Origin of the sequence: Afifella pfennigii DSM 17143, from assembly GCF_000688515.1 — a bacterium.
Taxonomy (GTDB): domain Bacteria; phylum Pseudomonadota; class Alphaproteobacteria; order Rhizobiales; family Afifellaceae; genus Afifella; species Afifella pfennigii.
This window is the reverse complement of the sequence record NZ_JHZK01000002.1, coordinates 219,545-241,367: the sequence shown is the minus strand read 5'-3', so window position 1 is coordinate 241,367 and position 21,823 is coordinate 219,545. Positions and strand designations below refer to the sequence as shown.

The 21,823-nt window shown below is 66.6% G+C and carries 20 protein-coding genes; 11 read left to right on the top strand and 9 right to left on the bottom strand.

What is annotated here, in order from left to right; genetic code table 11:
- Nucleotides 1–4: 4 nt before the first annotated feature.
- The 5 genes from Q331_RS0103215 to Q331_RS0103195 form a co-directional block, all read right to left on the bottom strand.
- Entirely contained in the window at nucleotides 5–985 is a 981-nt protein-coding gene (locus tag Q331_RS0103215; RefSeq protein ID WP_026379485.1) for a hydroxyacid dehydrogenase, read from the bottom strand.
- 146 nt (nucleotides 986–1,131) lie between these two features.
- Complete coding sequence (locus Q331_RS0103210; RefSeq protein ID WP_084174688.1) at nucleotides 1,132–2,034, bottom strand: IclR family transcriptional regulator; 903 nt, start codon at nucleotides 2,032–2,034, stop codon at nucleotides 1,132–1,134.
- A gap of 17 nt (nucleotides 2,035–2,051) precedes the next feature.
- Nucleotides 2,052–3,161, bottom strand: a complete 1,110-nt coding sequence (locus Q331_RS19760) for an AbrB family transcriptional regulator (RefSeq protein ID WP_051630473.1) — start codon at nucleotides 3,159–3,161, stop codon at nucleotides 2,052–2,054.
- Entirely contained in the window at nucleotides 3,161–3,910 is a 750-nt protein-coding gene (locus Q331_RS0103200; protein WP_034490789.1) for a sulfite exporter TauE/SafE family protein, read from the bottom strand. The genes Q331_RS19760 and Q331_RS0103200 overlap by 1 nt, the downstream gene beginning before the upstream one ends.
- A 106-nt stretch (nucleotides 3,911–4,016) precedes the next feature.
- A complete protein-coding gene (locus tag Q331_RS0103195; protein ID WP_026379482.1) occupies nucleotides 4,017–4,448 on the bottom strand; it encodes a GlcG/HbpS family heme-binding protein in 432 nt (143 codons plus the stop codon).
- A 169-nt stretch (nucleotides 4,449–4,617) separates the two neighbouring features.
- Between Q331_RS0103195 and Q331_RS0103190 the strand changes: the two genes are divergently transcribed.
- From Q331_RS0103190 to Q331_RS0103155, 8 genes are all read left to right on the top strand, one after another.
- Nucleotides 4,618–5,076: a cupin domain-containing protein gene (locus Q331_RS0103190; RefSeq protein WP_034490787.1), complete on the top strand. Its 459-nt coding sequence runs from the start codon at nucleotides 4,618–4,620 to the stop codon at nucleotides 5,074–5,076.
- Between the two features lie 100 nt (nucleotides 5,077–5,176).
- Entirely contained in the window at nucleotides 5,177–6,178 is a 1,002-nt protein-coding gene (locus tag Q331_RS0103185; protein WP_026379480.1) for a Bug family tripartite tricarboxylate transporter substrate binding protein, read from the top strand.
- Between the two features lie 118 nt (nucleotides 6,179–6,296).
- Nucleotides 6,297–6,848 (top strand): tripartite tricarboxylate transporter TctB family protein, encoded by a 552-nt coding sequence (locus Q331_RS0103180; RefSeq protein WP_034490775.1) that lies wholly within the window; start codon nucleotides 6,297–6,299, stop codon nucleotides 6,846–6,848.
- Nucleotides 6,849–6,860: 12 nt separating this feature from the next.
- Nucleotides 6,861–8,393 carry a tripartite tricarboxylate transporter permease gene (locus Q331_RS0103175; protein WP_051630471.1) on the top strand — a complete coding sequence of 511 codons (1,533 nt, stop codon included), beginning with the start codon at nucleotides 6,861–6,863 and terminating at the stop codon, nucleotides 8,391–8,393.
- Nucleotides 8,394–8,778: 385 nt separating this feature from the next.
- Complete coding sequence (locus Q331_RS0103170; protein WP_026379477.1) at nucleotides 8,779–10,050, top strand: ABC transporter substrate-binding protein; 1,272 nt, start codon at nucleotides 8,779–8,781, stop codon at nucleotides 10,048–10,050.
- 92 nt (nucleotides 10,051–10,142) lie between these two features.
- A complete protein-coding gene (locus Q331_RS0103165; protein WP_210164897.1) occupies nucleotides 10,143–11,006 on the top strand; it encodes a carbohydrate ABC transporter permease in 864 nt (287 codons plus the stop codon).
- Nucleotides 11,003–11,836 (top strand): carbohydrate ABC transporter permease, encoded by an 834-nt coding sequence (locus tag Q331_RS0103160; protein WP_026379475.1) that lies wholly within the window; start codon nucleotides 11,003–11,005, stop codon nucleotides 11,834–11,836. The genes Q331_RS0103165 and Q331_RS0103160 overlap by 4 nt, the downstream gene beginning before the upstream one ends.
- Before the next feature lie 13 nt (nucleotides 11,837–11,849).
- Complete coding sequence (locus Q331_RS0103155; protein WP_026379474.1) at nucleotides 11,850–12,947, top strand: ABC transporter ATP-binding protein; 1,098 nt, start codon at nucleotides 11,850–11,852, stop codon at nucleotides 12,945–12,947.
- 44 nt (nucleotides 12,948–12,991) lie between these two features.
- On the opposite strand, the gene araD is transcribed toward Q331_RS0103155, so the two are convergent.
- Nucleotides 12,992–14,728 (bottom strand): L-arabinonate dehydratase, encoded by a 1,737-nt coding sequence (araD, locus tag Q331_RS0103150; RefSeq protein ID WP_026379473.1) that lies wholly within the window; start codon nucleotides 14,726–14,728, stop codon nucleotides 12,992–12,994.
- A 132-nt stretch (nucleotides 14,729–14,860) separates the two neighbouring features.
- On the opposite strand from araD, the gene Q331_RS0103145 reads away from it, so the two are divergent.
- On the top strand, nucleotides 14,861–15,811 hold the full coding sequence (locus tag Q331_RS0103145) for a 2-hydroxyacid dehydrogenase (RefSeq protein ID WP_026379472.1): 951 nt from the start codon (nucleotides 14,861–14,863) through the stop codon (nucleotides 15,809–15,811).
- Nucleotides 15,812–15,817: 6 nt separating this feature from the next.
- Here the strand turns inward: Q331_RS0103145 and Q331_RS19755 are convergent, their stop codons facing one another.
- From Q331_RS19755 to Q331_RS19750, 3 genes are read right to left on the bottom strand one after another with little or no spacing between them, the layout of a single operon-like run.
- The gene (locus tag Q331_RS19755; protein WP_051630469.1) at nucleotides 15,818–17,821 is read right to left on the bottom strand and encodes an alpha/beta hydrolase domain-containing protein; all 2,004 of its coding nucleotides are present in this window, start codon (nucleotides 17,819–17,821) and stop codon (nucleotides 15,818–15,820) included.
- A complete protein-coding gene (locus Q331_RS0103135; RefSeq protein ID WP_051630466.1) occupies nucleotides 17,818–19,353 on the bottom strand; it encodes a 3-hydroxyacyl-CoA dehydrogenase in 1,536 nt (511 codons plus the stop codon). Before Q331_RS0103135 ends, Q331_RS19755 begins: the two co-directional genes overlap by 4 nt.
- Nucleotides 19,350–20,129: an enoyl-CoA hydratase-related protein gene (locus Q331_RS19750; RefSeq protein WP_034490772.1), complete on the bottom strand. Its 780-nt coding sequence runs from the start codon at nucleotides 20,127–20,129 to the stop codon at nucleotides 19,350–19,352. The genes Q331_RS0103135 and Q331_RS19750 overlap by 4 nt, the downstream gene beginning before the upstream one ends.
- Before the next feature lie 131 nt (nucleotides 20,130–20,260).
- Here Q331_RS19750 and Q331_RS0103125 point away from each other — a divergent pair, with 131 nt between their 5' ends.
- Together Q331_RS0103125 and Q331_RS0103120 are read left to right on the top strand one after the other, a co-directional pair.
- A complete protein-coding gene (locus Q331_RS0103125; RefSeq protein WP_026379471.1) occupies nucleotides 20,261–21,427 on the top strand; it encodes an acyl-CoA dehydrogenase family protein in 1,167 nt (388 codons plus the stop codon).
- A gap of 16 nt (nucleotides 21,428–21,443) precedes the next feature.
- Entirely contained in the window at nucleotides 21,444–21,821 is a 378-nt protein-coding gene (locus Q331_RS0103120) for a Zn-ribbon domain-containing OB-fold protein (RefSeq protein WP_026379470.1), read from the top strand.
- Nucleotides 21,822–21,823 lie beyond the last annotated feature (2 nt).

Here is a 21,823-nt window from a genome sequence, read left to right as displayed (position 1 = left end):
CTCCTCAGACGAGCGTTTCGGGATTGACGACGAGATCGCGTTCCAGCCGTCCGTCGAAGAAGCCGATGACGTTTTCCGCGCAGGCAAGGGCCATGCGCTCGGCGCATTCGCCGGTGAAGGCGGCCGAATGCGGAGACAGCACGGTTTTGTCGTGCTTCAAGAGGGGGTCATCGGGACGCGGCGGCTCGCTCTCGAAGACGTCGAGCCCGGCGCCGGCGATCTGCCCGCCATCCAAGGCGGCGAGAAGGGCCGCCTCGTCGACGAGCCCGCCTCGCGCCACGTTGACGAGGAAAGCATCCGGACGCATCGCGCCCAACGCCACCGCATCGATGATATGCGTCGTTGCCGCGGTCTTGGGGGCGTGGACGCTGACGATATCGGCCTGTGACAAACCTCCATGCAGGTCGGGCGCATGCTCGATGCCCTCCTCTGCGAGCTGCGCTGCTTCGACGAACGGGTCGAAGACGACGACCTGCATGGAGAAGGCGCGGGCAAGCCGGGCGACCTTACGGCCGATCCGACCATAGCCGACCAGAAGAACGCGCCGGCCGGCCAGCTCACGGGCCGCGAAGCTGTCGCGGATGGCAAAATCGCCTCCGCGCACGGCCCGATCGTAACGCGGAATCCGCTTCGCCAGCGCCAGCATCAGCGCCAACGCATGCTCGGCGACAGCGCCGGAATTGACGTCGCCGGTAACGGCCAGCGGAATGCCGCGCGCTGTCAGCGCCGGCAGGTCGACGGTATCGTAGCCGACGCCGTGACGGGCGACGCATTTGAGCCGGCGGGCAACGCCGATCAACTCCGCATCGATTGCCGTCATGCGCACGATGATGGCGTCGGCATCCGACACGGCATCGAGGCGCTCCGGCGGATGGTCTGGATAGGCGGCGAGGTCGAACCTACCGTCCCGGCGCAATCGCTCCTCTCCCGCCTTGGCGATTTTGCCGAAGACGACGAGCTTCAGCTTTTCCTGGCCTGGGGTCACGCGTTTGTCCTCTCGTCCCTTCTGCCCGGCTATGGCGCAAGGCCGGGCACGGCTCGATGGAAGGCGTGCGGGGGCATGCGCAAATGCACGCCCTTAAGCTTCCTTGGGTCTCCCGTTGGGGCGGGCCGCCGCTTCCGGCAGCGCGCCTAGGCGCTCTTGGCTTCTTGCGGGCTGAAGCCGATATCGCGGCTGATCGCCATGCCTGCTTCCACCACGAGCGGCGCCATCTGCGTCATCCGTTCAGGCGTCAGCCGGATCTCCGGCCCGCGCAGGCTGACGACGGCGACAAGCGAGCCGGTGGCGTCGAAGACCGGGGCGGCCAGGGCGGTGCTGCCGAGCGTCACCTCGCCGATGGAGGTGGCATAGCCGTGGTGACGCACAGCCTCCAAGGATTTGAGGAAGGATTGCTTGTCGATGATCTTGTGCGGATTGACCGGCTTCAGCCGCGTCATCTCAATGATCTTGTTGCGCTCTTCCTCCGGCATATAGGCCATGATCACGCGGCCGGAGGCCCCCGCATAGATCGGTACCGCCGAGCCGACGGATGGCACGATGCACAATTCGTGCAAGGCATCGAGCGCCAGCACGACGACGCGGTCGAGCCCGCGCGGGCAAACCAGCGACACCGATTCCTCTGTCGCCTGACGCAGCGCCTCCAGATGACGCAGACTGACGCTGCGCAGATCCGATCGCCAGGCGGAGGTGAGCCGCCAGACGCCGGGGCCGACGGTGTAACGCCGCGACTTCGGATCGCGCCGCACCAGATCCGCCTCCTCCAGCGTGAACAGCAAACGCAGCGCGGTCGCCTTGTCGATCTTGGTTCCGCGGCTAATCTCCGTCAGCCCGAGCGGCTCATCGGAACCTGCAACCATGAAGAGAATGCTGATGGCGCGTTCAACGGCACGGACTGGAATCACGGCAGAACCTCGAGTTTCAAAGAGTGAAACGGGTAGCAGATCATACCCAATTCGCCAAGGGGGTCCGCCGCGGCTGTCGCCCCCGCGCGAGCTTGCCGGTTCTAAGGCGGCGTCTGTTCGGACGGCATCCATATTTCAACTCCCGGATGTTATTCGTTGGAGGGCATGAGAAAGCGCAGAAGCAACCGCGCAGCGACGATGATGACGGCGATGCGCGCCACCTGAACGCTGACGACGATCGAGACATCGGCGCCGAGGGCGAGCGACATCAGCGCCATCTCGGCGATGCCGCCGGGCGCGAAGCTCAGCAGGATCTGGTCGAAGGGTAGCGTCGTGGTGCCGGCGACGAGAACGGCAGCGGCAGCAGCGGAGGCGATCATGATCAAGCTGCCGATGAGACCGAGGCCGACAAGGCCCGCGGCCTCTCGCCCCGTCACCAGGTTGAAGCGCGCCCCGACGGAGGTTCCGAGAACCAGCTGGGCGGCGGCGACGAACTCGCTCACAGGCTTCACCTCCGTCGCGCCGCCAAGATGGAGGACGGCGCTGAGCAGCATTGGACCTATGAGAAGCGCGGCGGGAAGGTTGAGGCGCCTGGCGCCGATGGCCCCGAGGACAGCAAGCAGCGCGATCAGGCCGATATCGAGCCAGGCTACCTCAGCGACGGAGATGGAGAGCGGGTTGGCGCCGCCGGAATAGGTGAGGCCCTCCGTCACGCGGAACCAGAGCGGGATCAGCATGACGACGGTGAAGATGCGGGTCGCCTGCAGAAGGGCGACGGAGGTCGTCCCCTTTCCGGTCGATTCGGACAGGACGATCATCTCGGCCAGCCCGCCCGGCATGGCCGCAAACAGGGCGGGCGCGGGTTCAAGCCCGCCAAAGCGGCGATAAAGGAGGAAGCAGGCAAACGCCGCTGCGGCCATGGCGAGAAGCAGCACGACGAGCCCGAAGGCAACGCTGCCGAGCGCGCCGACGGCTTCCGGCGTAAAGGCGCTGCCGAGCGAGACGCCGAGAACGGCCACCATCACCGAGCGCAACTTACGGGGATTGCGCAGCGGGGCGTTGAAGATCGAGGCGAGCGCACAGGCCGCCATGGAGCCAAGCATCCAGGGCAGCGGCATGGAGATGAACAGGAAGGCCTGCGCCCCGAGGAAGCCGATGGCGAGCGCCAGAACCTGACCGGCGAGGCGCCGGCGGTCGACGGTCTGAAGCTGGCGGCGCAACCGCCATCTCAGACCGTGCGGGGCGTCCGGCGCCGCCATCAGGCGACAAACGCCTTGACCAGAAGCCCGGCAGCCGTCGTCAGCAAGGTCACCAGAACGATGCTGCGGAACTGCCGCTCGTCGACAAGCTGGCGCAGGCGGTTGCCGGCCAGCATGCCTAAAAGCGAGGGGATGACCGCGACGAGCGAGAACAGAAAAAACCGTGGGTCGACCAGCTCCCAATAGAGAAAGAAGATCATCGTCGGGACGATGATCGCCAGATAGGAAAGGCTGATCGCCGGGATGAAGACCTCCTTGGGCAGGCGCAACGCTACATAGTAAGGCACTAGAAACGGCCCGGCGAGCGAGGATAGGCCGGCGCTGAGGCCGGCGGCGAGCGCCACCGGGATGCCGAGAGGAAGCCGCAGTTTCTCCGGCAAGCCGAAGCCGGGCTTTGCCACCAGGAACGTCGCGGCGAGGATCGTGACCGTGCCCATGAAGGCGAAGAGCAGGCTCGGCGGAGCGAGCCTCAGCATGCCGACCCCCAGGATGGTTGCGCCGAACAGCGTGAGGAAGATCGGCCAGTGCCGGAGCACCTGCGAAGAGGCGCCGCGCTGCGGGCGCGCCTGCGCCAAGTTGATCGACATGGCCGGAAGCTGCACGACGGCAACGGCGATCGGCACGCTGGTGACGAGCGCGATCAACGGCACGGCGACCTGCGGCAGGCCGGAACCGGAAACGCCTTTGACGATCCCGCCGAGGAAGCAGCCGAGGAGCGTGGCTGCGATCACCGTGGGGCCGATCTCCATCTTCTTTCCAACCGGTTTGGTGATTTCTGGCGCGAGGTCCGGCGGCAAGGCCAGGGCCGCCTGAGATGCCCGCCGGCATCGCAAGCCCGCGCGGCCGGCTGCGCATTCAATTCGCGACCGACTTCAGCCCCGCGGCCTCAACGCCGGCCGCGGCGAATGCCTCGTCGCGCGGCCCCGCATCGCCGCTGATGCCGACGGCGCCGAGCAGGGTGCCGTCGGGATGAAAGATCGGCACGGCGCCCGGATTGGGCAGAAGCTTACCCTGCGCCGCCACCGCGAGCGCCTGGATGAAGCTCGGATTGGCCTTCGCCTTGTCGGCCAGATCGCGGCTAGAAGAGCCGAAAGCGACCGCCCCCCAGGCTTTGCCGCGCGCCACGTCGATGCGAAACATGCTGGCGCCGTCCTGGCGCTGCGCCGAAACGATGTGGCCGGCATCATCCAGCACCACCACGGCGATCGGCTTGCCCTCGTTTTCCCGTGCCGCCTGAAAGCTGCCCTCGATGATGGCGTTGGCTTCGGCAAGGCTCAGTCGCGTCATCAGCATCTCCCGCTCAGCCACGCCCGGCATGGGCGCGCGCTGCATCCTTCGTAAGGCTCATTTTATGCAACAGTGATTTACGAAGCGAAACAGATATTTTATGTTCGAGGCGATTTCGCGGCTTTTGACCGTGGATTGACACGCAAAACAGGCAACCGGAGTCCAGCTGGTGAGCGAAACTAGGAATAGAAGTACGAAGACGGAAGGCGCCGCGAAGGCGGGCAAGGGACGCTACCACTTCGCCATGAAGGAGCTCGACATCGTGCCGGCCGGCACCGGCTATTCCACCTCCAGGGGCGGCGTCGTGGAGGGCGAGCGGATGCTCGTCGGGTACATCCGCAAACCGCAGGGAACCGGCTCGCGGCCGCATTCGCATCCCAACGAACAGTTCAACTACGTCATGAGCGGCACGCTGCGGGTGGAGATCGACGGCCAGACCTTCGAGGCGCCCGCCGGCACCCTCGTCTACGTGCCCGCCAATGTGGAGCACTCCATGGTCGCCCTGCCCGGCGAGGACGTGATGTTCCTCGCCATCAAGGATCTGTCGCACGGCATCATCGGCAAGGCGACCGACGGCACCATGTCCGGGCCCCGCTACATGGAAGGCTTCAAGCCGCAAGAGGCTTGAGGGCATCGGCCGGGGCCCGCCACCCACGGCCGAGACAACGACAAGGCGAGAGGATGGAAACAGCCCATAAGGCCGACAGGCCGTCAAACGAGGGAGAGACATGCTGAAATCGCTACTGAAATCAGCCGCTTCGCTCGCCGCGCTCGCGGCACCGCTGGCTTTGTCGGGCGCTGCCCAGGCAGCCGGCGACTATCCGTCGGAGCCGGTCGAGCTCGTCTGCACGACGTCGCCAGGTTCGGGCGCAGCCGCCTGGTGCAATATGATGGCGGAGGAACTGAAGAAGCCGGACTATCTCGGCGTGCCCGTGAACGTCGTCTTCAAGAGCGCGGGCTCCAACCACGAGCCGGTCGTCTACGTCGCCAACCAGCCGGCCGACGGCTACACGATCATGCATATGAGCGGCAGCTTTCCAGGCTACTTCAACCTGCCGCATTTCACCAAGAGCTATGACGACTTCCAGATCATCACCCGGGTCGAGCAAACGCTTTACGGTATCGCCGTGCGCTGCGACGATCCGGACATCAAGAGCTGGAAGGATCTGGCCGCCTACGCCAAGGCCAATGCTGGCGAGCTGGCGATGGGCTCCAACAAGGTCGGCTCCATCCATCATCGCCATCACGTGCGCATCGCCGACGACGAGAACGGCGCGGAGCTGCGTTTCGTGCCCTATCAGGGCACCGGCGGCGTGGTGAAGGACGTGGTCGGCGAGCATCTGCGCGTCGGCTTCGCCCAGCCCGGCAAGTGGAACAGCCATATCGAGGCCGGCACCATCTGCCCGATCCTCATCCTCAACGAGGAGCGGCTCGACCACCCCTTGTGGAAGGATGTCCCCTCCGTGCCGGAGGTCGGCATGACCTATGACATCCCGCATCAGTGGCAGGGCTTCCTGGTCAAAAAGGGCACGCCCAATGAGATCATGGATACCCTGGCCGAAAACATCAAAAAGGTGACCCAGTCGGACGCCTATGCGGCGTATATGGAGCAGAATCCGCACGTCATCCCGAATTTCGAGGATGACCGCCAGAAGCTCTCCGACGACTTTTACCAGGCGCTCGACGATACCCGTAAATTCATGATCGATAACGGCATGATCGACGGCTGAGACGCCGACGGCACGGCGCAGGCGGCCGGTGGTGTCCGTCTGCGCCGTGTCTTCCCATCTTCGACATGGCAGGTGTGGGATGACGCAGCCCCGGCAGTCAGACGCGGCGCGCGGTGACGTGCGAAAGGCCGGCACCGGCGGCTCATCCCTGCGCGAACTTCAGCTTCCCAAGAGGGGCGCGCTGCTGGCGACCACCGTTCTCATCATGCTGGGCCTCGCCATCCTCTACATCAACACCTACGAGATGGCGCCCTCGCTCCTGCCGGGCTACCCGGGTGACGCTTTCTTCCCGCGTCTCGTGCTCGGTTTCACCGCCATCTGTGGCCTCATTATCCTGGGCGGCGGGCTGTTGCGCGCCGCCCAGCGCGGCGACGAGGACGACACCCAGCCTGCGCAGGCGGACAGGCTCACCATCGACTGGCTGGAGACGGCGATCATCGCCGCTCTCGTCATCGCCTACATGCAGCTCCTGCGCCCCATCGGCTTTGAGATCACCACCACCGTCTTCCTCGGCGCCCTCCTGGCGCGTCGCCTTTTCATGCCCTGGCCGCGCGCCCTGCTTCTGGCGACGCTCATCGGCGCGGCAACGACGCTTGTCCTCTACCTCGTCTTCGGGCTCGGTCTGAAAGTGGCCATCCCGCTGCTTTTCCTGCCACTTTACCTCTACTGACCGGAGGCGGGATTGGACGTCATCCTGACGCATCTCGCCGGGGCGCTGGGCAATCTGACCAGCCCGACCATGCTGCTGGTGCTCCTGGCCGGGGTCTCGTTCGGCATCGTCCTCGGCGCCCTGCCCGGCTTCGGCTCTTCCCAGTCGCTGGCGCTGCTCTTTCCGCTGACCTTCGCGATGCCGACCGATCACGCCATCGTCTTCTTCCTGGCCATCTACTCGGCGGCCGAATACGGCGGCTCCATCCCGGCCATCCTCATCCGAACGCCCGGAACGCCCGCCCAGGCGGTGACCGTGATCGAAGGCTATGAGCTCGCCAGAAAAGGCTTCGCCAACAAGGCGCTGAAAATCTCGCTCTTCTCCGGCGTCATCGGCGGCCTCACCAGCACCATCATCTTCATCCTCTCCGGCACGACGCTCGCCCTCATCGCCCTGCAATTCGGACCGGGCGAGATGTTCGCCCTGGGCATCTTTGGCCTCTCCATCATCGGCTCCTTCTTCGGGCGCGATCCGGCACGCGGCTTTCTGGCGACGGGCATCGGCCTGTTGCTGGCGACGGTCGGCAGTTCCGGCTTCGGCGGCATGCGCTTCACCTTCGAGCAGGCCTATCTGTCGGAAGGTCTGCCGCTCGTGGTCGTCATCATCGCCTTCCTTGCCGGGCCGGAAGCCTTCCGCCTGCTGGTGGAGCACCGCAAGACGGTGGAGCCGAAGAAGAGCGTTCTGGAAAGCCGCCAGGAGCGTGAGAAGGACCGCGTTACCCGCGCCGATGCGCGCCGCCTCGTTCCGACCTGGATCCGCTGCAGCCTGATCGGCACCGGCATCGGCGCCATTCCTGGCGCCGGCGCCTCGGTCGGCTCGCTCATCGCCTATAGCGAGGAAAAGCGCTGGTCGAAACGCGGCAAGGAGTTCGGCACCGGTGTGGAAGAGGGCCTCGCCGCCCCGGAGACGGCCAACAACGCCGTCGTCGCCGGCACGCTGGTGCCTTCCCTCACGCTCGGCATTCCGGGCTCGGGGGCGGCGGCCATCCTCTTGTCGGTCCTCATATCGAAGGGCGTCGTGCCCGGGCCGTTGCTGTTTCGCAACGAGCCGCTGTTGATCACCACGATCTTCGTCGGCCTTCTGTTCGTCAATTTCTGGCTGCTCGTCATCGGCATCTTCTTCACCCGCGCCTTCGCACTGGTGGCGAAGGTGCCGCGGCGCATCCTCGGCCCCTTCGTCATGCTGCTGATCATCCTCGGCACCTACGCCTACAACACCTATCCGGCGCATGTGGTGATGGTGCTGATCCTGTCGCTCGTCGCCTATTGGTTCCACAAGATCGAGGTGCCCGTGGTGCCGATCGTGCTTGCCTTCGTCATGGGCCCGATCGTGGAGGAGAACCTGTCGCGGGCGCTCACCATCCATGCCGGAGACATCCTGGTCGTGCTGACGCGCCCGATCACGCTCGTCATCCTGGCGCTTGCCATCATCACCGCCACCTACAGCGTCATCGCGCACAGAAGGTCGCTGAAGGAAGGACACGAGGAAAGGGTGGAGGAAGAGTAGGCGCGCAAGAAACAAGTGCGCATGAGGACAGCCGCGCCTTCGGCCGAGCGGCTTGTGCGGTCGAGTTCGCGCTCAATACCCGTCTCTGCCGCCCGCGCCAGAGATGGACCGCGAACAGCCTCCAAGAAGCTCTCCGGTTTCTTCACGGCCACATTTGCGCAGTCCCCCAGCATCGGCCGCGCCGTCGCTATTGCTGGCGGCGGACGATGGAGGCGCGGCGCATCTGTAACGTGCGGACCACCATGTCCCATCATGCGGGCCACCGTGCAGGCCCTGGGGCGGATGCGGCCGCCCTCGGCGTCGAGAACGTGGCCCACGGTTGCGGATAGGCGCCGATACCGGTTCACTGAAGCGCCAGAAGACGAAACACCGGGAAGGAAACGCTATGAGATCGATCGTAGCCTTCGCCTGCGCTCTCATGACGAGCGCGCTTCTCGTTACAGCGCCCCGGGCGGCGGAAATCTCGTTGTCCTGCAGCGCGCTCGGCCTGGAGCACGAGATCTGCCGGGCCGGCGCGGACCGCTGGGCGCAGCAGAGCGGACACACGGTGACGCTGGTCTCTACGCCCAATTCGGCGACCGAGCGGCTTGCGCTCTACCAGCAGCTCTTGGCGGCGGGCGCGGGCGATATCGACGTGTTACAGATCGACGTCGTCTGGCCGGGCCTGCTGGGCGCTCATTTCATCGACCTCACACCCTACGCGGAGGGCGCGGCTTCAGGGCAATTCGAGACGATGATCGAGGCGAACACGATTGACGGGCGGCTCGTCGCCATGCCGTGGTTCGCCGATGCCGGGGTGCTCTATGCCCGCCAGGATCTCCTCGACGCATACGGCCGTGAGATGCCGCAGACCTGGCAGGAGCTGAGCGAGACCGCGCAGTACGTCCAGGAGCGGGAGCGCGAGGCGGGGAACGACGATTTCTGGGGCTATGTCTGGCAGGGCCGCGCCTATGAAGGCCTGACAACGAACGCGATCGAATGGATCGCCTCCCATGGCGGCGGCACCATCGTCGACCAAGCGGGCGAGATCACCGTGAGCAACGAGGCCGCGGCGCAAGCGCTCGGCAAGGCGGCCGGCTGGGTCGGCACGATCAGCCCGCCGGGCGTCCTCAACTACGCCGAGGAGGAGGCGCGCGGCGTCTTCCAGAGCGGCAATGCCCTGTTCATGCGCAACTGGCCTTATGCCTGGGCGCTCGCCCAGGCCGACGACAGCCCCATCCGCGGCAAGGTTTCCATCGCGCCGCTGCCAAGGGGCGGCGAAGACGGTCGCCACGCGGCGGCGCTCGGGGGCCAGAGCCTCGCCGTCTCGCGCTATTCGCAGCATCCACAGATCGCCGCGGACCTCGTGATATTCCTGACGAGCCAAGAGGAGCAAAAGCGTCGCGCCATCGAAGGTTCGTTCAACCCGACGCTCCCGGCGCTCTACGACGATGATGAGATTCTCGCCTCGGCGAGCTTCATCGGCGAATTGTCGGATGTGTTCGCAAACGCCGTCGCCCGCCCCGCGGCGGCGACGGGTCAGGATTACAGCCGCGTTTCGAACGCCTTTTTCAACGCGGTTCACGGCATCCTTTCCGGCGAGCAGGAGCCCGGGGCGGGCCTTCAGAGCCTTGAGCGCGAGCTCACGCGCATCAAGCGGCGCGGCTGGACGCAGTGAGCCAAGCGGGCACGCGTGCCGCCGCCCGATCGCGAAGGCACTCCGCGCTCAGCCACAACAGGGTGCGTGCGGCGTGGATTTTCCTCGCGCCGATGCTGCTGACGCTTCTTCTCGTCGCCGGCTGGCCACTCGCACGCACCATCTGGTTCAGCTTCACTGATGCTCGCCTCGGTCGCATTGGCGAGAACGCCTTCGTCGGCTTCGACAACTACCTCGCGTATTTCGACGGCCAGTGGCTCGGCGTTCTCGCCGATGGCCTTTGGTGGCAGTCGGTCTGGAACACCGTCTGGTTCACCCTCGTCTCCGTCTCGATCGAGACGGTGCTCGGCATGATCATCGCGCTCGCCCTCAACCAGGTTTTCCCGGGACGCGGGCTTTTTCGCGCGATCGTCCTGATCCCGTGGGCGATCCCGACCGTGATCTCGGCTCGCATGTGGAACTGGATGCTGCACGACCAGTTCGGCGTGGTAAACGACCTCCTCATGAAGCTCGGCTTGATCGCCGCCCCCATCGCCTGGACCGCGAATGCCGACACGGCGATGTGGGCCGTCGTCATGGTCGATGTATGGAAGACGACGCCCTTCATGGCGCTCCTCATCCTCGCCGGCCTGCAAATGCTGCCGGACGACCTCTACGAGGCCGCCCGCGTCGATGGGGTCCATCCGGTCCGCGTCTTCTTCCGCATCACGCTGCCGCTGATCCGTCCGGCGCTGATGGTCGCGATCATCTTCCGCTCGCTCGACGCGCTTCGCGTCTTCGACCAGGTCTACGTCCTGACCTCGGCGGCGAGCGACACGATGTCGATGTCGGTCTATGCGCGTCAGGAGCTCGTCGAGTTCCAGGATGTGGGGCTCGGATCGGCGGCGGCGACGCTCGTCTTCCTCGTTATCGCGTTGGTTATCGTCGTCACGCTCGTGGCGGCTCGCCTGCGCCTCGGGGAGGCCGGCGAGCGATGAGGTGGCGTCGCAGGCTCGGCCGCATCGGCTTCTGGCTGCTGATCGCGGCGATCACCGTCTTCGCGCTCTTCCCCTTCTACTACGCCGTCATCTCCTCGTTCCGCGCCGGCAGCGACCTGTTCACCGTCGCCTACTGGCCGGAGGCATTCGACCCTTCGAACTACGCGGCCGTGTTTCAGCGCCAACCCTTCGGCCGCAACATCGCGAACTCGATCGCCGTCGCCGCCGCGGTCGTGACTTTGTCGCTGGTCCTCAGCCTAACGGCCGCCTATTCGCTCGGCCGCGTGCGTTTCCGCGGCCGCACCACTCTCCTCTTCACCATCCTGTCGGTCTCCATGTTCCCCCAGGTCGCCGTTCTATCGGGCCTTTTCGAGCTCATCCGGGTCTTCGGCCTTTACAACAGCCTGCCCGGCCTCGTCCTTGCGAACCTGATCCTCACTCTGCCCTTCACGGTGTGGGTGCTGACGACCTTCATGCGTGAGCTTCCGAAGGAGCTGGAGGAGGCCGCCATCGTCGACGGTGCCGGGCCCTGGACGCTGGTCTGGCGGGTCTTCCTGCCGCTGATGGGACCGGCCGTGGTGACGACGGGGCTGCTTGCCTTCATCGTCGCCTGGAACGAGTTCCTGTTCGCGCTGACCTTCACTCTGTCCGACGAGAAGCGCACGGTCCCGGTCGCCATCGCGCTGATGAGCGGGGCGAGCGCCTATGAGCTTCCCTGGGGCAACATCATGGCGGCCTCGGTCGTCGTGACGTTGCCCGTCGTCGTGCTCGTCCTCGTCTTCCAGCGCCGCATCGTCTCCGGCCTCACGGCGGGCGCCGTGAAAGGATGAGGAGGCGGGTGCCGTGGCGGGCGTGAGGCTGTGCCAGGTGAGGAAGCACTTCGGGCGGACCGAGGTCATCCGCGGCGTCGACCTCGATATCGCCGACGGCGAGTTCGTGGTCTTCGTCGGCCCGTCGGGCTGCGGAAAATCGACCCTTTTGCGCCTCATCGCAGGGCTTGAGGAGGTGAGCTCGGGAGCCGTCCTCATCGCCGGCAAGGACGTGACGGAGGCGCCGCCGAAGGCGCGCGGCATCGCCATGGTCTTCCAGTCCTACGCCCTCTATCCGCATATGACAGTGTACCAGAACATGGCCTTCGGCCTTGAGCTCTCGGGCGCCCGCAACGCCGAGATCCGCGCCCGGGTGGAGCGCGGCGCCGAAATGCTCCGCATCGGGGAACTTCTGGAGCGCAAGCCGCGCGAGCTCTCCGGCGGCCAGCGTCAGCGCGTCGCCATCGGGCGGGCGATCGTGCGCGAGCCGAAAGTCTTCCTGTTCGACGAGCCGCTGTCGAATCTCGACGCGGCCCTGCGCGTACAGACGCGCGTGGAGATCGCAAGGCTGCATGCGAAGACCGGGACGACTGCCATTTACGTGACACACGACCAGGTCGAGGCAATGACGCTCGCCGACCGGATCGTGCTCCTGAACGAGGGACGCATCGAGCAGGTCGGCGCCCCACTCGATCTCTATCACCGTCCCGCAAACCTTTTCGTGGCCGGCTTCATCGGCTCGCCGCGCATGAATCTGCTGCCGGCAACGGTCGCCACGATCGAAGCGGGGCGGCCTTCGCTGCGCCTGCCGGGCGGATACGAGATCGCGCTCCCGGCGGGGCCCGGCGAGCTTGAAGCGGGCGCGAGCGTGACGCTCGGCGTGCGGCCCGAGCATCTTGGCCTCACCCAAGGAACCGGCGGTTTCGGCGGGCCCGTCGAGCTCGTCGAGGAGCTCGGCGAGAGCCATAACGTCTATGTGCGCCTTGCCAGGGACCACCTGATGACAGTGCGCGGCGAGGGCGCCGCCTCATCGCGCGTCGGCGAGCGGGTGAGGATCGACCTGCCGCCGGGCGCGGTCCATCTGTTCGACGCCGCCGGCAAGGCTCTCCGCCGCGCCGCCCCGGCTGGTTGAGCCCCGCATCCTTCCGTCCCGATGCTCCGCTGGGCCCGCGCCAGCTAATAAATCGCCGGCTCTTCCACCGGCGCGCCGAAATCCCTCTCCAGGAAATCGAGGTCGCAGCCCTCATCCGCCTGGGTGACATGGCGGGCGAACATCCAGCCATAGCCGCGGGCATAGGGCGGTTCCGGCGTCTGCCAGCGGCGTCGCCTTTCCGACAGCTCCGCCTCGCAGACCTCCATGTCGAGCCGCCTCGCCGCAACGTCGACAGCGACGATATCGCCGGTGCGAACGAGCGCCAGAGGCCCGCCGATATGCGCTTCGGGCGCCACATGTAGGATGCAGGCGCCGTAGCTGGTTCCGCTCATGCGCGCATCGGAAATACGCAAGATGTCGCGCACGCCGCGCGCCAGAAGCTTCTTGGGAATGGGCAGCATGCCCCATTCCGGCATGCCCGGCCCGCCGAGCGGCCCGGCATTGCGCAGTATGAGGACATGGTCGGCGCCGACCTTAAGGTTCTCGTCCTCCAAAGCCGCTTTCATCTCAGGATAGGAATCGAAGACGAGCGCCGGGCCGCGGTGATGCAAGAAGCGCTTGTCGCAGGCGGCCGGCTTGATGACGGCGCCGTGCGGGGCGAGGTTGCCTTTGAGGACCGCAATCGCCCCCTCGGCATAGACGGGGCTATGGAATGGGCGGATGACGTCCTCGTCATAGACCTCGGCGCCGTACAGCTCTTCTCCGAGGCTGCGGCCCGAGACGGTCGTGGCATCGAGATGAAGGTGGTCGGCGAGGCGCGAAAGCAGCGCTCTCAGGCCGCCCGCTTCGTGAAAGTCCTGCATCAGATATTTGGCGCCGCTCGGGCGCACATTGGCGAGGACCGGCACTTTGCGGCCCGCCCGGTCGAAATCGTCGAGGGAAAGCGGAACGCCGGCCCGCCGCGCGATCGCGATGAGGTGGATGACGGCGTTGGTGGAGCAGCCCATGGCAAGGGCGGCGGTGAGCCCGTTCTCCACCGCCTCGCGGGTGACGATCTTCTCAGGCGTCACATCCTCCCAGACCATCTCCACGATGCGCCGTCCGGAAGCGGCGGCAAGGCGGATGTGATTGGCGTCAGGCGCCGGAATGGAGCTGCCCCCGGTCAACGTCATGCCCATGGCGTCGACGATGCCGGTCATGGTGCTCGCCGTGCCCATGGTCATGCAGTGCCCGTAGGAGCGGTTGGTGCCGGCGAGAATGCCGTTCCAGGTCGCCTCGTCGATCGCGCCGGCCCGGAGTTCGTCCCAATACTTCCAGGCATCGGAGCCGCTGCCGAGGCGCGCACCGCGCCACGTGCCGTTGATCTGCGGCCCACCGGGCAAATAAATCGCCGGATAGCCGGCACTGATGGCGCCCATGAGAAGCGCCGGCGTGGTCTTGTCGCAACCGCCCATCAAGACCGCGCCGTCGACCGGGTGCGAGCGCAGCAGTTCCTCGCATTCCATCGCCAGCATGTTGCGGTAGAGCATCGTTGTCGGCTTGACGAAGGTCTCCGCCAGCGAGATCGCCGGCAGCTCCAGGGGAAAGCCGCCAGCCTGCAGGACACCGCGTTTCACATCCTCCACCCGGTGACGGAAATGCGCGTGGCAGGGATTGATATCCGACCAGGTGTTCAGAACCGCGATCACCGGCCGGCCGGCCCAGTCCTCGGGTGAATAGCCCATCTGCATCGCCCGCGCCCGATGCACATGCGCGCGCAGATCGTCCCGCGCCAGCCAGCGGGCGCTACGCAAATTCTCGGGCGCGCGACGCTCGCCCATGGCAATCCCCTCCCGGTCGATGAATGTCCCGCTTCCTGCCCGAGCCCTCCCTGTTCATGCGGGCAGGACACTTCTTGATAAACCATAGTTTCACATGGCAAAACGAAATCGGCAAGAACAGGAGGACATCCCATGGGGCCGGAAATTCTTCTGGCGGCGAAGCTACCACCGGAGCATGCCGCAGCGATCGAGAAGGAGTTCACCGTGCATCGCCTCCTGGAGGCGGATGACCGGGACGCCTTTCTGCGCCAGGTCGGGCCTTCTGTCCGCGGCGTCGTGACGAGCGGCGTACGCGGCTTTGACAAGGCGCTCCTCGATGCGCTGCCCCTTTGCGAGATCGTTTCCGTCTGGGGCGCCGGGCTGCAGGCGCTGGATCTAAACGCCGCCCGGGCGCGCGGCATCGCCGTCACCAACACCCCGGACGATTCCAAGATCGCGGTCGCCGAGCTCGGCATGGCGCTGCTTCTGGCGGCCGCGCGCTGGGTGCCGGACGGTGACCGCTTCGTCAGGGACGGCCGTTGGGCGAGCGAATCCTACAGTCGGCTCGGCACCGGGCTTGCCGGCAAGACGTGCGGCATCGTCGCGCTCGGCACGATCGGGCGGGCGGTGGCGGCACGCGCCGCCGCCTTCGACATGCGCGTCGCCTATTTCGGCCCGCGCAAGAAGGACGATGTCGCCTATCGCTACTATGCCGACGTCAAGGCACTGGCGGTCGACAGCGACTTTCTCGTCCTGTGCTGTCCGGAGACAGAGGAGACGCGCGGCCTCATCGACGCGGACGTGCTCGCCGCGCTCGGGGCGGGAGGCATCCTCGTCAACGTCGCGCGCGGCAAGGTGGTCGAGGAGGCGGCGCTGACGGAGGCGCTTGGCGCCGGCACCATCCGGGCCGCCGCCCTCGACGTCTTCGCCAACGAGCCGGAAGTGCCGGAGGCGCTCAGGCGCTCGGAGCGCCTCGTCGCCGTCCCGCATATCGGCACGCAGATCGAAGACGTGCGCGAGAAGCGCAAGAGGCTGACCGTTGAGAACCTGAAAGCCTATTTCGCCGGCGAACCGCTTCCTGGCCCCGTCCATGTGCCCGGCTAGCCCCGCTCAGAGATCGACATCGTGGCGCGGGCGGTACCAGTTCGCGGCCTCCCGCGCGATCCGTTCCACGTCTTCCTCCAGCAGGAAGCCCTCCGCCTGCAGCCTCTGCGCCGCGCCTAGGACGGCCTGCCGGAATGTGTCGGCATCGCCGTAGCGCTCGGCGATGGAAGGACGCGGATCGCCGCTCATCTGCCTTTCGCCACGGGTCTGCGGAAACGGGATCGTGCCGCCGGAGAATTGATGCAGCGCCCCCTTGCCCTGGCCTTCGGTGCGCAAATTCCAACCCGTATAAGTGCCAAGCGGCGCCGCAAGAAGTGGGGCGCGGAGGCCGGCGACCTCGTTGCCGTCGGCATCGACCGACGGCACCAGGATTACATAGCCCTCGGCGTCCGCAAGGCGCGGCGGCTCCTGCAACACCCCCTCTTCCTCCTCCGGCCCATAATCGAAGAGCGGCAGATCGTTGGGCGAAGCCGGCAGCGCTACGCCGGGAATGGCCACAAACTGCTTCCGCCAATCCGCATAGGCGACGAGGGTGTCGTCAGCCCGCCGCGGTACCCGGCTCGGCGGCGGCGGGACGCCCTGGCTCGCCCAGCGGTCGAGCGCGTCGAGGAGCGCACGGAAGAAGGGCGCCGTCGGCACGACATTGCCAGCAAGCTGGCAGGCGGGGTTCCGTGTAGGCTCGGCGGGCGCCAGGAAATGCTGCGTGGAGGCGAAGAGGTAGAGCCGTACGCCCGGCGGCTCGTCGAGGTCGCTGCCTTTCGTATCGGTATGCACCAGCGAGCCGCGCCGCTGCCAGTACTCCGTCGAGCTCTGAGTATGGATGACGAGCGGGTCGTTGTCGGGGCGTTTCAGGATCGCATCCGTCTTGCCGGTGAGATGGTCGGTCGTCTCCCCATAGGCAAAGGGGAAGCGGTCGGCGAAGTTCTCATGCGCCTCGTATTGCTGGCCGGCCATGGCCGAGCCTTGGGCGAAGCGGTGGTTCAGCCACATCCTTCCCGCCCCGGAAACATGCGGCATCACCGCATCGAAGACGCGCCCGCCCTGCGGGTCGGCGTTGAAGCCGCGATAGATGAAGTCGCGCAGAGCACGCCCGGTCTGCGAGCGGCCCCAGCCATAGACCTTGTCGATCGCCCCGGCGAGCGGGTTCGCCTCACCGTCCTTTTCCCGGCGCAGGAAAGCGAGGAAGTCGCGCACGCCCGCATAGCCGAGGCCGAGGACGAGCGGGTCGCGCGCCTCGTAGACGAGCTCGTAGATCCAGCCCGGCTTGAAGCCTGCCTTCAGATGGATGTGCTCCGCCGATGGGATGAGGGCGCTCTCGGCGCCCTGTGCGTCGAGACCCTGGCCGCTTTCCAGACGGGCGAAACACCATTCAAAGGGCGGTATCGTCTCGCGCGCATCCTGCGGGCAGCGCCGCCGCGTCAACCGCGCTTTGGCCGTATCGCGTGAGACGGCGGGATAGGATCTGACCGAGACCATGCCGCTCAGCGGCAGGGTGGTGATGCCCTCCCGCTCCACGACATATTCGCGGCGGATGAGCCCAGTGATCGGCGCCTCCGGCTTTCGCGCCACCGGCGCGTCGAAGATCATGCGCCCATCGCCCGGCCACAAATCGCCCTGCCAGGCGAGCCAGGCGAGCGCATAGCCGCGACGGAAGAGAAAGCCGTTGCCGGCATCGGCGAGGCTTTCCGGGTCGTTGCCGGCCGGCGCGTCGTTGAAATGCTGCAGCGCGCGGATGTTGCCGCGGTTGCCCCAGTCGAAGAAGAGCCGGCGGTTGCCGCGGGCCGGATCGACCGGCTTCAGGATCAGGAAATCGGCGGCGAAGGCGACGCTTCCATCCCCCTCGCGCGGTGCGAAGGCGATGTCGGCGATGCCCGCCTCACCCGGCGCCTCAGGATCGACGGCGAAATGCGCCCGGCCCTTCAGCTTCTCGTAGGCCCCGGCCTCGCCGAACCTCGCCCCGCCGGCAAAACCCGACCGAAGGTCGATCTGAAGCCGGACCCCCGCGCTCATCCCTCGGCGGGGCGCGCCAAGAGCGACAGGCCGAGCTCGGCGCGACGCCTTAGCCAGGGGCTCGGCCTGTAGCGCGGCTCGCCATAGGCTTTCTGAAGGTTCTCCAGGATCGTCAGGACGCGCTGCGGCCCAAGCTGGTCGCCCCATTCCAGCGGCCCCAGCGGATAATTGAGGCCAAGCTTCACGGCGGTGTCGATATCCTGAGGGGCGGCGATGCCCTGCTGGGCGATATGGCAGGCGACATTGACGACCATCGCCAGAATGCGCTGGGCGACGAAGCCGGGGCTATCCTCGATGAGGCTGACCTTGGCCCCATCTGCCGCGAAAAGGCCGCGCGCGGCCCGGCGCGCCTCTGCCGTGGTCGCAGGCGAGGCCATCAGGACGCGGCGCGTGTCCAAGGCAAGCAACAGGTCGATGCCGAGCGTGCGCGCTGCAGGCAGCTTCTGTGCCGCCACGCAGGAAGAGACGTCCTCGCCCATGGGCGCGACGAGGACGAGCGCCTCGGCGCTCGGCGCCTCGCCGCTCTCAAGGCTGGCGCCGGCGGCGGCGAGGATCGGCTGAAGCTTCCGCCGCGCCTCCGCCTCGCGCGGCGGGACCCACACCCTTACGTCGGCCGGCGCGGGCGGCGCTTCGGCCTCAGATGGCGCCTCGGCGCCGTCGCGGTAATCGTAGAAGCCCTGCTTCGACTTACGCCCCAGAAGCCCGGCGGCGAGCCGCGTATCGCTGAGCGGCGAGGGCCGGTAGGCCGGTTCGTGATAGTACTGCTCGTAGATTGCCTGCATCACCGAATGGGCGACGTCGAGACCGACGAGATCAAGGAGCTCGAAGGGGCCGAGGCGGAAGCCCGCCGCCTCCTTCATGATGCGGTCGATCGCGGCGGGCGCGGCGATGCCTTCAAAGACGATGCGCAGCCCCTCCGGCATATAGGCGCGGCCCGCATGGTTGACGACGAAGCCCGGCGTGTCGGCGCAGGCGACCGGGTGCTTGCCGATGCGCTCAGCCAGCGCCAGCAGCGCCTCCACGCATGCCTCGCTCGTCTTGAGCCCGCGGATCACCTCCACCAGCTTCATCAGCGGCGGCGGGTTGAAGAAATGAAAGCCCGCGACGCTCTCCGGCCGCTTGGTCGCGGCGCCGATCTGCGTCACGGAGAGGGAGGAGGTGTTGGTGGCAAGGATCGCGCCCTTGCGGAGGATGCCGTCGAGCGCGGCGAAGATCTCTTCCTTGATTGCGATCTTCTCCACCACCGCCTCGATGACGACGCCGCAATCGGCAAGCTCTTCAAGCTTCTTCGCCGGGCGGATGTTCGCCTTGGCCGCCTCTGCCGCCTCGCCGCTGATGCGGCCTTTCTCCACGGCCCGGTCCAGCATCTTGCCGACGAATTCCTGGGCGCCGGCGAGGGCGGCCGGGTCAGTGTCGAAGAGCCGCGTGGCGATGCCGGCGCTGGCGCAGACCTGGGCGATGCCGCGGCCCATCGTGCCGGCGCCGATGACGCCGACGACGAGATTCGGATCGTGCGCATCGATGACGCTCATTTGCCGGAAAAGCGTCCCGGGCGCTTCTCCAGGAAGGCGGCGACGCCCTCTTCCTTGTCGGCCGTGGCATTGAGGAAATAGTAGCTCTGCCGTTCCAGCGCGAGCGCGGCGTCGAGCGGGGCGTTGAGGCCTTTCACGACCGATTCCTTGATCTTGGCGACGGCAAGCGGCGGCATTGCCGCGATCTTCTCGGCGATGGCGAGCGCGGTGGGGAGCGTCTCCTCGTCGGCGGTCAGATCGGTGACGAGGCCGTGCCGCCAGGCGGCTTCGGCCTCGAAGCGCTCGCCCGTCAGCATGTAACGCAGCGCCACATGCTTGCCGGCGATCCGGGCAAGGCGCTGGCTGCCGCCGCCACCCGGCATGATGCCGAGCCGCACCTCCGGCAGGCCGAAACAGGCGCCGCGACCGGCCACAACGATATCGCAGGCGAGCGCCAGCTCGCAGCCGGCGCCGAGCGCATAGCCATTGACGGCGGCGATCAGCGGCTTTTGGAATCCGCCGACGCTCTCCCAGAAGGCCTCGATGCGCCGCGCATGGATATCCGGCGGGCTCGCATCCTTCATCTCGCCGATATCGGCGCCGGCCGCGAAGGCCTTGTCGTCGCCGGTGAGGATAACGGCGCGCACCTCGCAAGCCTCGCTTGCCTCGGCCAGCGCCTGCATCAGGCCGCGCCGCACGACGAGGTTGAGAGCGTTGCGCGCCTGCGGCCGGTACATGCGCACAAGCCGCACCGCTTCGCTCGGCGTTTCGACAATGACGGACTGAGCCTCGTTCATGGTTGCATCATTCAGGGCTGCATCTATTGCACTTGATAAACCAATGGTTCAAAATATTGGACACCTTAGGCGCTGAACGTTACCGCCGCAAGGTGGTCGCCCGGCGAAATCCCGCACCCAGACGAGCCCGCATGGCCCTCGATCCAGACGTCTTCCAGCAGCTTCTCGACACGATCGGCCGCTTCACCCGCGAGGTTCTCGTGCCGGCCGAGAGGACGGTGGAGGAGGAGGACCGCATCCCCGACGGCGTTCTCCTGCAGATGAAGGAGATCGGCCTTTTCTCCCTCACCATTCCCGAAAACTATGGCGGACTCGGCCTTGGCATGGAGGAAGAAGTCCGCGTGCTGTTTGAGGTCTGCCAGGCCGCACCGGCCTTCCGCTCCGCCTTTGCCTCCACCATCGGCATCGGCTCGCAGGGCCTCGTCATGGATGGGACGGAAGAGCAGAGACAGAAGTACCTGCCGCGGCTTGCACGCGGCGAGATGCTCGCCTCCTTCTGCCTGACGGAGCCTGATACCGGCTCCGACGCCAAGGCGCTTCGAACCGCGGCGAGGAAGACCGATGGCGGCTACGTGCTGAGCGGCACCAAGCGCTACATCACCAATGCGCCCGAGGCCGGGCTCTTCACCGTCATGGCGCGCACCGGCACCCAGGAAATGGGAGCGAAGGGCGTCTCGGCGTTCCTGGTGGAGGCCGGCGCGCCAGGTCTTTCGCTCGGCAAGGTCGACCGCAAGATGGGCCATCATGGCGCCCATACCTGCGACGTCATCTTCGAGGATTGCCAGGTGCCCGCCGATGCCCTCCTCGGCGGCGAGGAAGGCAAGGGTTTTTCAACGGCGATGAAGGTGCTGGACCGCGGGCGCATCCATATTGCCGCGGCCAGCGTCGGCTATGCCGAGCGGATGATCGGCGACGGCCTCGCCTATGCGCTCGAGCGTCGCCAGTTCGGCCAGCCGATCGCCGAATTCCAGCTCGTCCAGGCGCTGCTCGCCGACAGCCGGACGGAGGCGCTGGCGGCCCGCAGCCTGGTTCTCGACGCGGCCCGGCGCAAGGATCAGGGCGAGGCGATCACCGGCATGGCCGCGGCGGCAAAGTATTTCGCCAGCGAGATGGTCTGCCGTGTCGCCGACCGCATGGTGCAGTTGCATGGCGGCGCCGGCTACGTCGCCGACTACCGTATCGAGCAGCTCTACCGCGATGTCCGGCTCTTCCGGCTCTACGAGGGGACCTCGCAGATTCAGCAGCTCATCATCGCGCGCGACATGATCCGTCGGGCGCGTGCCGAACAAGGACCTTGAAACCAAGGGGAACGCCATGAGCGAGACGGAACGACTCGGCCCGGACGCCGAGTTCGAAGAACGGCTCAAGGAAGGCCGGTTCTGCATCCAACGCTGCGAGGATACCGGCCGGCATGTCTTCTATCCCCGCCGCTTCAGCCCCTATTCGGGCTCCGACAACCTTACCTGGGTCGAAGCCTGCGGCAACGGCAAGGTCTATTCCACGACCATCATCCGCCAGAAGCCGGAGCGCGGCGGCGACTACAATCTTTCCATCATCGAGCTGGCCGAAGGCCCGAAGCTCATGAGCCGCGTGGAAAGCGTTCGCCCTGAAGAGGTGGCGATCGGCATGGCCGTCAAGGCGCGCATCGCCCGCGATGGCGATACCGCTTTCGTCGTCTTCGATCCGGCGTAGGT

Coding starts and splice junctions, on each gene's coding strand:
- Q331_RS0103210 (WP_084174688.1), bottom strand. CDS start 2,034: ATGGATGCCGTCCGAACAGACGCCGCCTTAGAACCGGCAAGCTCGCGC.
- Q331_RS19760 (WP_051630473.1), bottom strand. CDS start 3,161: ATGGCGGCGCCGGACGCCCCGCACGGTCTGAGATGGCGGTTGCGCCGC.
- Q331_RS0103200 (WP_034490789.1), bottom strand. CDS start 3,910: ATGGAGATCGGCCCCACGGTGATCGCAGCCACGCTCCTCGGCTGCTTC.
- Q331_RS0103195 (WP_026379482.1), bottom strand. CDS start 4,448: ATGACGCGACTGAGCCTTGCCGAAGCCAACGCCATCATCGAGGGCAGC.
- Q331_RS0103185 (WP_026379480.1), top strand. CDS start 5,177: ATGCTGAAATCGCTACTGAAATCAGCCGCTTCGCTCGCCGCGCTCGCG.
- Q331_RS0103170 (WP_026379477.1), top strand. CDS start 8,779: ATGAGATCGATCGTAGCCTTCGCCTGCGCTCTCATGACGAGCGCGCTT.
- Q331_RS0103165 (WP_210164897.1), top strand. CDS start 10,143: ATGCTGCTGACGCTTCTTCTCGTCGCCGGCTGGCCACTCGCACGCACC.
- Q331_RS0103160 (WP_026379475.1), top strand. CDS start 11,003: ATGAGGTGGCGTCGCAGGCTCGGCCGCATCGGCTTCTGGCTGCTGATC.
- araD (WP_026379473.1), bottom strand. CDS start 14,728: ATGGGCGAGCGTCGCGCGCCCGAGAATTTGCGTAGCGCCCGCTGGCTG.
- Q331_RS0103145 (WP_026379472.1), top strand. CDS start 14,861: ATGGGGCCGGAAATTCTTCTGGCGGCGAAGCTACCACCGGAGCATGCC.
- Q331_RS19755 (WP_051630469.1), bottom strand. CDS start 17,821: ATGAGCGCGGGGGTCCGGCTTCAGATCGACCTTCGGTCGGGTTTTGCC.
- Q331_RS0103135 (WP_051630466.1), bottom strand. CDS start 19,353: ATGAGCGTCATCGATGCGCACGATCCGAATCTCGTCGTCGGCGTCATC.
- Q331_RS19750 (WP_034490772.1), bottom strand. CDS start 20,129: ATGAACGAGGCTCAGTCCGTCATTGTCGAAACGCCGAGCGAAGCGGTG.
- Q331_RS0103125 (WP_026379471.1), top strand. CDS start 20,261: ATGGCCCTCGATCCAGACGTCTTCCAGCAGCTTCTCGACACGATCGGC.
- Q331_RS0103120 (WP_026379470.1), top strand. CDS start 21,444: ATGAGCGAGACGGAACGACTCGGCCCGGACGCCGAGTTCGAAGAACGG.